Origin of the sequence: Streptococcus mitis, from assembly GCF_946190275.1 — a bacterium.
Lineage (GTDB): Bacteria > Bacillota > Bacilli > Lactobacillales > Streptococcaceae > Streptococcus > Streptococcus mitis_DC.
Genome location: NZ_CAMHZQ010000010.1, coordinates 59,665 through 72,824 on the forward strand (window position 1 = coordinate 59,665; position 13,160 = coordinate 72,824).

Annotated in this window: 8 protein-coding genes; 7 read left to right on the forward strand and 1 reads right to left on the reverse strand. The window is 43.5% G+C overall.

The genetic code is table 11. The features are described 5' to 3' along the window. Nucleotides 1-39: 39 nt before the first annotated feature. Nucleotides 40-2,136, reverse strand: a complete 2,097-nt coding sequence (locus N8M20_RS06495) for a GH92 family glycosyl hydrolase (RefSeq protein ID WP_261079486.1) — start codon at nucleotides 2,134-2,136, stop codon at nucleotides 40-42. 170 nt (nucleotides 2,137-2,306) lie between these two features. Here N8M20_RS06495 and N8M20_RS06500 point away from each other — a divergent pair, with 170 nt between their 5' ends. From N8M20_RS06500 to N8M20_RS06530, 7 genes are all read left to right on the forward strand, one after another. Further along, a complete protein-coding gene (locus tag N8M20_RS06500) occupies nucleotides 2,307-3,587 on the forward strand; it encodes a glycoside hydrolase family 125 protein (protein ID WP_261079487.1) in 1,281 nt (426 codons plus the stop codon). Between the two features lie 99 nt (nucleotides 3,588-3,686). Continuing rightward, nucleotides 3,687-6,332, forward strand: coding sequence for an alpha-mannosidase (locus N8M20_RS06505; protein ID WP_261079488.1), 2,646 nt, complete (start codon nucleotides 3,687-3,689; stop codon nucleotides 6,330-6,332). Nucleotides 6,333-6,430: 98 nt separating this feature from the next. After that, nucleotides 6,431-7,300: an ROK family protein gene (locus N8M20_RS06510; RefSeq protein ID WP_261079491.1), complete on the forward strand. Its 870-nt coding sequence runs from the start codon at nucleotides 6,431-6,433 to the stop codon at nucleotides 7,298-7,300. Next, nucleotides 7,294-9,174, forward strand: coding sequence for a beta-N-acetylhexosaminidase (locus N8M20_RS06515; RefSeq protein WP_261079489.1), 1,881 nt, complete (start codon nucleotides 7,294-7,296; stop codon nucleotides 9,172-9,174). Before N8M20_RS06510 ends, N8M20_RS06515 begins: the two co-directional genes overlap by 7 nt. Nucleotides 9,175-9,381: 207 nt before the next feature. Beyond that, nucleotides 9,382-10,311 (forward strand): ABC transporter permease, encoded by a 930-nt coding sequence (locus N8M20_RS06520; RefSeq protein WP_261041488.1) that lies wholly within the window; start codon nucleotides 9,382-9,384, stop codon nucleotides 10,309-10,311. 13 nt (nucleotides 10,312-10,324) lie between these two features. Beyond that, nucleotides 10,325-11,248 (forward strand): carbohydrate ABC transporter permease, encoded by a 924-nt coding sequence (locus tag N8M20_RS06525; RefSeq protein ID WP_023945674.1) that lies wholly within the window; start codon nucleotides 10,325-10,327, stop codon nucleotides 11,246-11,248. A 103-nt stretch (nucleotides 11,249-11,351) separates the two neighbouring features. Next, the gene (locus tag N8M20_RS06530; protein WP_261079490.1) at nucleotides 11,352-12,830 is read left to right on the forward strand and encodes an ABC transporter substrate-binding protein; all 1,479 of its coding nucleotides are present in this window, start codon (nucleotides 11,352-11,354) and stop codon (nucleotides 12,828-12,830) included. Nucleotides 12,831-13,160 lie beyond the last annotated feature (330 nt).

Sequence of the window (13,160 nt, forward strand, 5' to 3'; positions counted from 1 at the left end):
ATCTCCTAGCAGGAAAGTCTGCTAGGAGATTTTTGTATTTCAGGAAGTGGACGGCTGACTTGGTAACCAGCTGAGGGTGAAAGTTAGTTGTTCAGCTTTTAAGAGGTCTTGGTGTTGAATAGTTGATACTAGAGTTGTGTCCAGTCGACATTCTTTGACAAAGTTGAAGTGGCTGTGGTTTTGCTCAGTATGAATATCTAGCCATTTATTTTCTTTAGCTAGGTAAATACGGAGGTGATTAAAGAGAGGGATTCCGAGATCATAGCTTGGTTTTCCTGGACAGGTCGGATAAAATCCGAGAGCTGACCAGATGTACCAGGCAGAGAGACTACCATTGTCTTCATCGCCAGGATAGGCTTGCCAGCTTGGGTGAAAGGCTTTCTGACGGAGAGTCTTGATGAGAAGGGCAGTATAGTCAGGGTAGTTGCTGTAACGGAAGAGATAAGGAATGTGGAAGCTCGGTTGGTTGGAAATAGCGAGTTGTCCAAAAGGAGCAGTAGCCATCTCGCTCATTTCGTGAATCTCGTAACCATAGCCTGTTGTCTCAAAGAGGGGAGCCTCCTGACAAGTCTTCAAAAGATAGTTGCTAAAGGCTTCTTTTCCACCCATAAGCTGGATTAAGTCTGGGATGTCGTGGAGGACACCTAAAGTCGCTTGAATGGCAGAGCATTCAGCGTAGTCTCGTCCCCAACTATAAGGAGAGAAGTCAGGGCGGAAGTTGCCTTGATTGTCTCGCGCTCGCATGTAACCTGTCTCATCATCAAATAGATGGTGGTAATTTTGTGAAGCAGTCCTATAGGTTTCCGCGATGTCATTCTGACCAAGTTTTTTGGCACAGCTGGCGATACAAAAGTCGCTATAGGTATAGTCAAGGGTGTGACTGACACTTTCGTGGTGGTCGGTAGAGAGGTAGCCCAGTTCTTGGTATTGGGCTAGTCCGTGACGACCATTGATGCCGAGAGGGTCGGACTTGCTGGCTGTTTCAAGCATGGCTTGGAGGAGTTCTTCTTCTAGGTCAGGAGCCATGTCCTTGCAGGCGCTATCTGCGATAATGCCGTCTAAAAGGGTACCTGGCATCATACCCCGTTCATCTGGAGCCAGCCATTTTGGAAGAAAACCAGTATCGCGGTAGTTATTGAGAAATCCTTCTAAAAAGCGGTGGTAGTGTTCTGGTATGATAAGGGCAAAGAGGGGGAAGGTGGTGCGGAAGGTATCCCAGAAACCATTGTTGCTAAAGAGGACACCGGGCTTGACAGTGCCAGTAGCCAGATCCATGTGGATGGCTTGCCCTGATTCATCAATCTCATAAAAAGTTTGAGGAAATAGGAAGAGTCTGTAGAGACAGTGATCAAAGAAGGTTCGGTCAGCCTCTCCTGTTTCTATAATGTCAAAACGATGGAGGAGATTTTCCCAGTCCGCTTGTGCACTTGATTTACAGCTGTCAAAGTCCTTTTGAGGTAGATTAAGCAGTGCTTGAGAAGGAGAGATGAAAGAAGTTGCTAGCTGAATCTCGGTTTGACTACTTGCTAAGTCAATTCGCCAGTCTTCGCCTTCTTGGCTGATAGCAAGAATATCCGTATTCATTCGCAGGACAGTGAACATCGTTAGTGGATTTTTGTTGGTTTCAGTTTTTCCTTCTTGTCGCAGGGCAAGAGTTCGCTTATCTACTTGCTCCACGGTCAGCTCATCTGCTGTGTGAAGATAGAGGGAGAGGGCTTTGCCTTGCTTTTGCTCCAAACGAATAGAAGCACCGTAGCAAGTCGGTGTAAGCTGGCTTTCAATCTGATAGCGCAGGGAGAAAATTTTCAGATAATGAGGTTGGAAAGAGGCCTTATCGATATCATAGGAAGACTGACGATGGAAGAGGCTGTCTCCACCTAGCTGGCCTGTGACAGGTGTCAGAAGGAGCCAAGAGTAGTCGCCAATCCAAGGACTGGGCTGGTGGGTTAAACGAATCCCCTGAAAAATGGGCAGATGCGGATTGAAAAACCAAGCTCCCTCCTGGTCACTGGTCTGGGGCACAAAGTAATTCATCCCAAAAGGAAGGCCTGTGTATGGCAGAGTATTTCCCCGAGAAAAGGCATGCTTGCTGGCAGTTCCAAAGCGGGTATCGATGGTTTCAAGTAGTGGTTTCATAGTCTTTCCTTTAGCTGTTTTTCTACATTATATCAGAAAAATGGGGCCTTTAGATATGGGGTTCAAAAGAAAGCAATTTTGTAGAAAAATGACTATCATTTGTGTATGTATTTTCTGTCTCAAAAGCTATATACTGAAAATGAAACTTGTTTGAAAGAGGATACTGCACGATGATTTATTCAAAAGAAATTGTTAGAGAATGGCTAGATGAAGTAGCAGAGCGGGCTAAGGACCATCCAGAGTGGGTGGATGTTTTCGAGCGTTGCTATACAGACACCTTGGACAATACGGTTGAAATCCTAGAAGATGGTTCAACCTTTGTACTCACAGGAGATATTCCTGCTATGTGGCTTCGAGATTCGACAGCCCAACTCAGGCCCTACCTTCATGTAGCCAAAAGAGATACCCTCCTGCGTCAGACCGTTGCAGGTTTGGTCAAACGTCAGATGACCTTGATACTCAAGGATCCTTATGCCAACTCCTTCAACATTGAAGAAAACTGGAAGGGGCACCACGAGACCGACCATACAGACCTTAATGGCTGGATTTGGGAACGCAAGTATGAGGTGGACTCGCTTTGCTATCCTTTGCAGTTGGCTTATCTCCTCTGGAAAGAGACTGGCGATACTAGTCAGTTTGATGAGACTTTTGTCGCAGCGACTAAGGAAATTCTCCATCTTTGGACGGTGGAACAAGACCACAAGAACTCTCCTTATCGTTTTGTCCGAGATACGGACCGTAAGGAAGACACCTTGGTAAATGATGGCTTTGGACCTGATTTTGCAGTGACAGGTATGACTTGGTCAGCCTTTCGTCCGAGTGATGATTGCTGTCAGTATAGTTACTTGATTCCGTCAAATATGTTTGCAGTCGTTGTCTTAGGTTATGTGCAAGAAATCTTTGCAGAATTGAATCTAGCTGATAGCGAGAGCATTATTGCTGATGCTAAGCGCCTCCAGTCTGAAATCCAAGAAGGAATCGAAAACTATGCTTATACCACCAACAGCAAGGGCGAAAAGATTTATGCCTTTGAAGTAGACGGTTTGGGAAATGCTAGCATCATGGATGATCCAAACGTTCCAAGTTTGTTGGCTGCGCCTTATCTGGGCTACTGTTCGGTCGATGATGAAGTTTATCAAGCAACTCGTCGTACTATTCTGAGCCCTGAAAATCCATATTTCTACCAAGGAGAATACGCTAGCGGTCTCGGAAGTTCTCATACCTTCTATCGCTATATCTGGCCAATCGCTCTGTCTATCCAAGGCTTGACAACAAGAGATAAGGCAGAGAAGAAATTCTTGCTGGATCAGCTAGTTGCTTGCGATGGGGGTACAGGTGTTATGCATGAAAGCTTCCACGTAGATGACCCAACTCTCTACTCTCGTGAATGGTTCTCTTGGGCCAACATGATGTTCTGTGAATTGGTCTTGGATTACTTGGATATCCGTTAAGGAGCTCGCTTTAGCGCAACTGATTCTTGGAAAGAATCACAAATTTACATCCAAAAACGTTAACAATAAAAATTTAAATTTAGAATGAGGTTTTACTTCATGGAAAATGTTGTTGTACATATTATCTCACATAGTCACTGGGATCGTGAGTGGTACTTGCCTTTTGAAAGCCACCGTATGCAGTTGGTGGAATTATTTGACAATCTCTTCGATCTCTTTGAAAATGACCCTGAGTTCAAGAGCTTCCACTTGGATGGTCAAACCATTGTCCTTGATGACTACTTGGAGATTCGCCCTGAAAATCGCGACAAAGTCCAACGATACATCGACCAAGGCAAACTTAAAATTGGTCCCTTTTACATTTTGCAGGATGACTACTTGATTTCAAGTGAAGCCAATGTCCGCAATACCTTGATTGGTCAAGCAGAATGTGCAAAATGGGGCAAATCAACCCAGATTGGTTACTTCCCAGATACCTTTGGAAATATGGGGCAAGCACCTCAAATCCTTCAAAAATCAGGGATTCACGTAGCAGCCTTTGGTCGTGGTGTGAAGCCGATTGGATTTGACAACCAAGTCCTCGAAGATGAGCAGTTTACTTCCCAGTTTTCAGAAATGTACTGGCAGGGTGCGGATGGTAGTCGTGTCCTCGGGATTCTCTTTGCCAATTGGTACAGTAATGGGAATGAAATTCCAGTTGATAAAGATGAGGTCTTGACCTTCTGGAAACAAAAATTATCAGACGTGCGTGACTATGCTTCGACCAACCAATGGTTGATGATGAACGGCTGTGACCATCAGCCTGTCCAGAAAAATTTGAGTGAAGCCATTCGTGTGGCAAATGAACTCTTCCCAGATGTAACCTTTGTTCATAGTTCCTTTGATGAATATGTTCAAGCCGTGGAAAGTGCCCTACCAGAGCAGTTATCAACGGTTACAGGTGAGTTGACCAGTCAGGAAACAGACGGCTGGTACACACTTGCCAACACTTCTTCATCTCGTATTTATCTCAAACAAGCCTTCCAAGAAAATAGCAACCTCCTAGAGCAAGTGGTGGAACCATTAACAATTATCACTGGTGGCCATAATCACAAGGACCAGTTGACCTATGCTTGGAAAACACTTTTGCAGAACGCGCCCCATGATAGTATCTGTGGCTGTAGCGTGGACGAGGTTCATCGCGAGATGGAAACACGTTTTGCCAAGGTTAATCAAGTAGGAAACTTTGTTAAGACCAATCTTCTTAACGAGTGGAAGGGCAAAATCGCTACAGCTAAGGCTCAAAGTGATTATCTTTTTACGGTTATTAACACAGGCTTGCATGATAAGGTTGATACGGTCAGCACAGTAATTGATGTGGCGACTTGTGATTTCAAGGAATTGCACCCAACAGAAGGTTACAAGAAGATGGCTGCCTTAACCTTGCCAAGTTACCGTGTAGAGGACTTGGATGGTCGTCCTGTGGAGGCTAAAATCGAAGACCTTGGGGCTAATTTTGAGTATGATTTACCAAAAGACAAGTTCCGCCAAGCTCGTATTGCCCGTCAAGTGCGCGTGACCATCCCCGTTCACCTAGCCCCGCTCTCTTGGACAACCTTCCAATTGCTGGAAGGAGCACAAGAACACCGTGACGGTATTTACCAAAATGGAGTAATTGATACGCCATTTGTAACGGTCAGTGTGGATGATAACATCACAGTTTATGATAAAACAACTCACGAAGCATACGAAGACTTTATCCGCTTCGAAGACCGTGGTGATATCGGAAACGAGTATATCTATTTCCAACCAAAAGGAACAGAACCCATCTATGCAGAGCTTAAGGGTTACGAGGTCTTGGAAAACACAGCTCGCTACGCTAAGATTTTGCTCAAACATGAATTGACAGTGCCTGTTAGTGCCGATGAAAAGCTAGAAGAAGAGCAAAAAGGCATCATCGAATTTATGAAGCGTGAGGCTGGACGGTCAGAAGAATTGACAAGCATTCCTCTTGAAACTGAGTTGACTGTCTTTGTTGACAATCCACAAATCCGCTTTAAGACGCGCTTTACTAACACTGCCAAGGATCACCGTATCCGTCTCTTGGTCAAGACTCATAACACGCGTCCAAGCAATGATTCCGAAAGCATCTATGAAGTGGTGACACGACCAAACAAACCAGCGGCTTCATGGGAAAATCCTGAAAATCCTCAACACCAACAAGCTTTTGTCAGTCTGTATGACGATGAAAAAGGTGTGACTGTATCAAACAAGGGATTGAATGAATACGAAATCCTTGGAGACGACACCATTGCCGTGACTATTTTGCGTGCATCAGGTGAGCTGGGTGACTGGGGCTACTTCCCAACACCAGAGGCTCAGTGCTTGCGTGAGTTTGAGGTAGAGTTTGCGCTTGAATGCCATCAAGCCCAAGAACGCTTTTCGGCCTATCGTCGCGCTAAAGCCTTGCAGACACCATTTACTAGTATTCAGATTGCTAGACAAGAAGGAAGTGTGGCTGCGACTGGTAGCCTCTTGAGTCATTCTGTTCTCAGCATACCGCAAATCTGTCCGACAGCCTTTAAGGTAGCTGAAAATGAAGAAGGCTATGTCCTTCGTTACTACAATATGTGTAATGAAAATGTGCGTGTACCGGAAAGTCAACATCTCTTCCTTGACCTACTTGAACGACCATACCCAGTTCATAGAGGCCTCATTTCACCACAAGAGATTCGTACAGAATTCATCCAAAAAGAAGAAATCTAAGATTTTGAAAGTGTTTGATAACTAGTACTACAAGATAGAAAGGAGGGGCGAAAAGGTAAGAACTAACTGCTGATTCGCCCTTTTTTATGGTAAAAACAATGACCATTGCAACGATTGATATCGGAGGGACTGGGATTAAGTTTGCCAGTCTGACTCCTGATGGGAAAATACTGAATAAGACAAGCATTCCAACGCCTGAAAACTTGGAGGACTTACTAGCTTGGCTAGATCAACGTTTGTCAGAACAGGATTATAGCGGGATTGCTATGAGCGTTCCAGGCGCTGTCAATCAAGAGACAGGTGTGATTGATGGCTTCAGTGCGGTGCCCTACATTCACGGATTTTCTTGGTATGAGGCGCTTAGTTCTTATCAGATTCCTGTCCATCTAGAAAATGATGCCAACTGCGTTGGACTCAGTGAATTACTGGCTCATCCAGAACTTGAAAATGCAGCCTGTGTCGTTATTGGGACTGGGATTGGCGGAGCCATGATTATCAACGGTAGACTTCACCGAGGACGCCATGGCTTGGGTGGAGAATTTGGCTACATGACAACCCTTGCCCCTGCTGAAAAGCTCAACAACTGGTCGCAACTAGCGTCAACTGGAAATATGGTGCGCTACGTGATTGAAAAATCTGGTCAGACTGATTGGGACGGTCGCAAGATTTACCAAGAGGCCGAAGCAGGAAATGCCCTTTGTCAAGAAGCCATTGAGCGCATGAATCGTAATCTGGCGCAAGGCTTGCTCAATATTCAGTATCTCATCGACCCAGATGTCATTAGTCTGGGAGGCTCTATCAGTCAAAATCCAGATTTCATCCAAGGTGTCAAGGAAGCTGTTGAAGACTTTGTCGATACCTACGAAGAATACACGGTCGCCCCAGTTATCCAAGCCTGCACCTATCATGCAGATGCTAATCTCTACGGAGCCCTTGTCAACTGGCTACAGGAGGAAAACCAATGGTAAGATTTACAGGACTTAGTTCCAAACAAACTCAGGCAATCGACTGGCTGATAAAGCACATTTCGCTACCAGATGTAGAGGTAGCTGTCGCTCAGTCTGACCAAGCCTCTATCTCTATCAAGGGTGAGGGTGGCCACTATCAATTGACTTACCGCAAACCTCACCAACTCTACCGTGCCTTGTCCTTGTTGGCAACAGTTATAGCAGAAGGTGACAAGGTAGAGATTGAGGAGCAAGCGGCTTATGAAGATTTAGCCTATATGGCTGACTGTTCGCGCAATGCGGTGCTGAATGTCGCTTCTGCCAAGCAGATGATTGAGATCTTGGCTCTCATGGGCTACTCAACCTTTGAGCTCTACATGGAAGATACCTACCAGATTGAAGGGCAGCCTTACTTTGGCTATTTCCGTGGAGCCTACTCAGCTGAGGAATTGCAGGAAATCGAAGCCTATGCCCAGCAGTTTGATATGACCTTTGTGCCTTGCATCCAGACCTTGGCCCACTTGTCAGCCTTCGTCAAATGGGGTGTCAAGGAAGTGCAAGAACTCCGTGATGTAGAGGACATTCTCCTTATTGGCGAAGAAAAGGTTTATAACCTGATTGATGGGATGTTTGCTACTCTATCTAAACTACAAACTCGCAAGGTCAATATCGGGATGGACGAAGCCCACTTGGTTGGTTTGGGACGTTACTTGATATTGAACGGTGTTGTGGATCGTAGTCTCCTCATGTGTCAACACTTGGAGCGCGTGCTGGATATTGCTGACAAATATGGTTTCCACTGCCAGATGTGGAGCGATATGTTCTTTAAACTTATGTCAGCAGATGGCCAGTACGACCGTGATGTGGAAATTCCAGAGGAAACGCGTGTCTACCTAGACCGTCTCAAAGACCGAGTAACTTTGGTTTACTGGGACTATTATCAGGATAGCGAGGAAAAATACAATCGCAACTTCCGCAACCATCACAAGATTAGCCATGACCTTGCCTTTGCAGGTGGTGCTTGGAAGTGGATTGGTTTCACACCCAATAACCATTTCAGCCGTCTCATCGCTCTTGAAGCCAATAAAGCCTGTCGTGCCAATGACATCAAAGAAGTTATCGTGACAGGTTGGGGAGACAATGGTGGGGAAACTGCCCAGTTTTCTATCCTACCAAGCTTGCAAATCTGGGCTGAACTCAGCTATCGCAATGACCTAGACCGTTTGTCTGCTCACTTCAAGACCAATACTGGTCTATCGGTCGAAGATTTCATGCAGATTGACCTTGCCAACCTCTTGCCAAATCTACCAGGCAATCTCAGTGGTATCAACCCTAACCGCTATGTTTTTTATCAGGATGTTCTTTGTCCGATTCTTGACCGCCACATGACACTTGAACAGGACAAACCGCACTTCGCTCAGTCAGCTGAGACGCTTGCTGATATTAAAGAAAAAGCAGGAAACTATGCTTACCTCTTTGAAACTCAGGCTCAGTTGAACCAGATTTTAAGTAGGAAAGTGGATGTGGGACGACGTATTCGTAAAGCCTATCAAGTAAACGATAAGGAAAGTCTGCAAGAAATCGCAAGACGAGAATTACCAGAACTCAGAAGCCAAATCGAACACTTCCATGCCCTCTTTAGCCACCAATGGTTGAAGGAAAACAAGGTCTTTGGCTTGGACACAGTTGATATCCGCATGGGTGGACTCTTGCAGAGGATCAAGCGAGCAGAAAGTCGCATCGATGCTTATCTGGCTGGTCAGCTGGACCGCATCGACGAGCTAGAAGTAGAAATTCTGCCATTTAACGACTTCTACGCAGACAAGGACTTCGCAGCCACAACAGCCAACCAGTGGCATACTATTGCGACAGCTTCAACGATTTACACGACCTAAAACAAGAACACCTTGCTTGGCGCAGGGTGTTTCCCGTGAAACATCCCTTTCTTCAAAAGTACTCCACATAAAATAATTTGTGGAGTTTTTTCTATAATTAGTAGTTTAACCTAACCTGCAAATAGGAGTATACTAATAATGTAATCGTTATCAAAAGTCTAAAAAGGAATTTTTAGACGGATATCAAAATAAAAAAGGGAGGAAATTATGAATAAGTTTTCAAAAACCTTGAGAGACAACTGGATCTTTCTCTTGATGGTTTTACCAGGGGCACTCTGGTTGATTCTATTCTTCTACATTCCAGTATTTGGGAACGTGGTTGCCTTCAAAGACTACCACATGACCAGTAATGGTTTCATAGATAGTATCATGAATAGTAAATGGGTCGGACTAGATAATTTCAGATTCTTATTTAGTTCAAGAGACGCCTTTATTATCACACGAAATACTGTCCTCTACAATCTTGGCTTTATCTTTATTGGCTTGATTGTATCTGTAGGGATTGCCATCATCCTCAGTGAACTCCGTTCTAAGAGAATGGTTAAGATCTTCCAAACTTCCATGTTGTTCCCTTACTTCTTGTCTTGGGTTATCATCAGTTTCTTTACAGATGCCTTCCTAAACATTGATAAAGGGGTGTTCAACCATTTATTGGAAACTCTTGGTCTCAAAGAAATCAATTTCTATGCTGACTTGGGTATCTGGCCATATCTCATACTTTTCCTAGGTATTTGGAAAGGCTTTGGATATAGCAGTGTCATGTACTATGCGACAATCATGGGAATTGATCCAACCTACTACGAAGCAGCAACAGTGGACGGGGCCAGCAAATGGCAACGAATTCGCAATGTAACCATTCCGCAGTTGACACCATTGGTAACCGTATTGACCATCCTTGCAGTCGGAAATATCTTCCGTGCAGACTTCGGTCTCTTCTACCAAATCCCACACAATGCTGGTCAGCTTTACAACGTAACCAACGTTTTGGACGTATATGTTTATAACGGTTTGACTCAGACAGCGGATATCGGGATGGCTTCAGCGGCAGGTCTTTACCAATCAGTTGTCGGTTTGATTCTGGTTATCCTATCAAACTTACTTGCAAGACGAGTTGATCCAAACTCAGCCTTGTTCTAGAAAGGAGGAGAATATGGCAGAAAAGAAAATTAAAAAAGAAAAAATTGATAATGTCGGCATTCACTCCTTCAGTAAGAAAGCGGATATCTTCTTCAGTATCATTTCTGGTTTGATCGCCCTATCTTGTATCCTACCCTTTGTATTCGTTATCGTGATTTCGGTGACAGATGAAAAGAGTATCCTGCAAAATGGATATAGCTTCTTCCCATCTCAATTTGGCTTAGACGGTTTTGAATTCTTGGCACAGTTTAAGGATAAAATCCTACAAGCCCTCTTCATCTCAGTCTTTGTAACAGTGGTGGGGACTATTACAAACGTTTTTATCACAACAACCTATGCCTACGCCATCTCGCGGACAACCTTTAAGTATCGCAGATTCTTTACGATTTTTGCCCTTCTTAGTATGTTGTTCAACGCTGGTTTGGTACCAGGCTATATTGTGGTGACTCGTTTACTTCAACTCGGTGATACAGTTTGGGCCTTGATTGTTCCAATGCTTCTCTCACCATTTAACATCATCTTGATGCGTTCCTTCTTCAAGAAGACTATCCCAGAAGCCATTCTTGAGTCCGCTCGTATCGATGGTGCCAGTGAAGCACGGATCTTCTTCCAAATCTGTTTGCCATTGTCATTACCAGGTATCGCAACCATCACGCTCTTGACAGCTCTTGGTTTCTGGAATGACTGGTTCAACGCCCTTCTTTATATCAAGAGTGATAACTTGTATCCATTGCAATATTTGCTCATGCAAATCCAACAAAATATGGACTACATCGCCAAAGCAGTCGGCCTTTCAGGTCAACTGGGCGTTGCTCTACCGAAAGAAACAGGTCGTATGGCCATGGTTGTGGTCGCAACCCTTCCAATCGCAATCTTGTATCCATTCTTCCAACGCTACTTTGTAAAAGGTTTGACTATCGGTGGTGTGAAAGAATAGTGCTTGTTGAGAAAAAATATTTCTCATTTCCAAACTTCCCTTGCGTGAAGTTAAGATCATTACATTGTTTATAAGTTTAAAAATAAAAAAAGGAGTTTTTATCATGAAAAACTGGAAAAAATATGCTTTTGCATCTGCTAGTGTAGTCGCTTTGGCTGCTGGTCTCGCTGCTTGTGGAAACCTTTCAGGTAACAAAAAAGCTGCTGACTCAGCTTCAGGTGATAAGACTGTTATCAAAATGTACCAAATTGGTGACAAACCAGATAACTTGGATGAATTGCTAGAAAATGCCAACAAAATCATCGGAGAAAAAGTTGGTGCTAAATTGGATATCCAATACCTTGGATGGGGTGATTATGGTAAGAAAATGTCAGTTATCACATCATCTGGTGAAAACTATGATATCGCCTTTGCAGATAACTATGTTGTAAACGCTCAAAAAGGTGCTTACGCTGACTTGACAGAATTGTACAAAAAAGAAGGTAAAGATCTTTACAAGGCACTTGACCCAGCTTACATCAAAGGTAACAGCATTAACGGTAAAATTTACGCAGTTCCAGTTGCAGCCAACGTTGCATCATCTCAAAACTTCGCCTTCAACGGAACTCTTCTTGCTAAATACGGTATCGATATTTCAGGTGTCACTTCATATGAAACACTTGAACCAGTCTTGAAACAAATCAAAGAAAAAGCTCCAGATGTAGTGCCATTTGCGGTTACTAAGAACTTCATCCCATCTGATAACTTTGACTACCCAGTTCCAAACGGACTTCCATTCGTTATCGACCTTGAAGGGGACACTACTAAGATCGTAAACCGTTACGAAGTGCCTCGTTTCAAAGAACACTTGAAGACTCTTCACAAATTCTATGAAGCTGGATACATTCCAAAAGACGTAGCAACAAGCGACACTTCATTTGACCTTCAACAAGATACTTGGTTCGTTCGTGAAGAAACAGTAGGACCAGCTGACTACGGTAACAGCTTGCTTTCACGTGTTGCAAACAAAGACATCCAAATCAAACCAATCACTAACTTCATCAAGAAAAACCAAACAACACAAGTTGCTAACTTTGTCATCTCAAACAACTCTAAGAACAAAGAAAAATCAATGGAAGTGTTGAACCTCTTGAACACTAACCCAGAACTCTTGAACGGTCTTGTTTACGGTCCAGAAGGTAAGAACTGGGAAAAACTTGCAGGTAAAGAAAACCGTGTTAAAGTCCTTGATGGCTACAAAGGAAACACTCACATGGGTGGATGGAACACTGGTAACAACTGGATCCTTTACATCAACGAAAACGTTACAGACCAACAAATCGAAGATTCTAAGAAACAATTGGCTGAAGCTAAAGAATCTCCAGCACTTGGATTCATCTTTAACACTGACAATGTGAAATCTGAAATCTCAGCAATCTCTAACACAATGCAACAATTCGATACAGCTATCAACACTGGTACTGTAGACCCAGATAAAGCTATTCCAGAATTGATGGAAAAATTGAAATCTGAAGGTGCCTACGATAAAGTATTGAACGAAATGCAAAAACAATACGATGAATTCTTGAAAAACAAAAAATAATCAGCTAAATTGATTTCGTGTATTCATTCCTAATTCCTAAAAACTGAATCACTGTTTTCCTCAGGTTTATCTGGGGAGGCAGTGATTTTTTGAAACGAGAGCATATATATCCATGTTTTCTTATCACTATTTAACCATTCAGGAAATCTCAAGTACCATTTAGGATTTGGAGTAAGGATTTAGGAAAGTATCGCTTATATTAGAGATGTCTCGAGTTTACAAAGGAGAGTTCATATGAAGAAGTATCAACTTTTATTCAAAATAAGTGCAGTCTTCTCTTACTTATTTTTCGTATTTGGTCTTTCTCAGCTGACGCTTATTGTTCAAAAT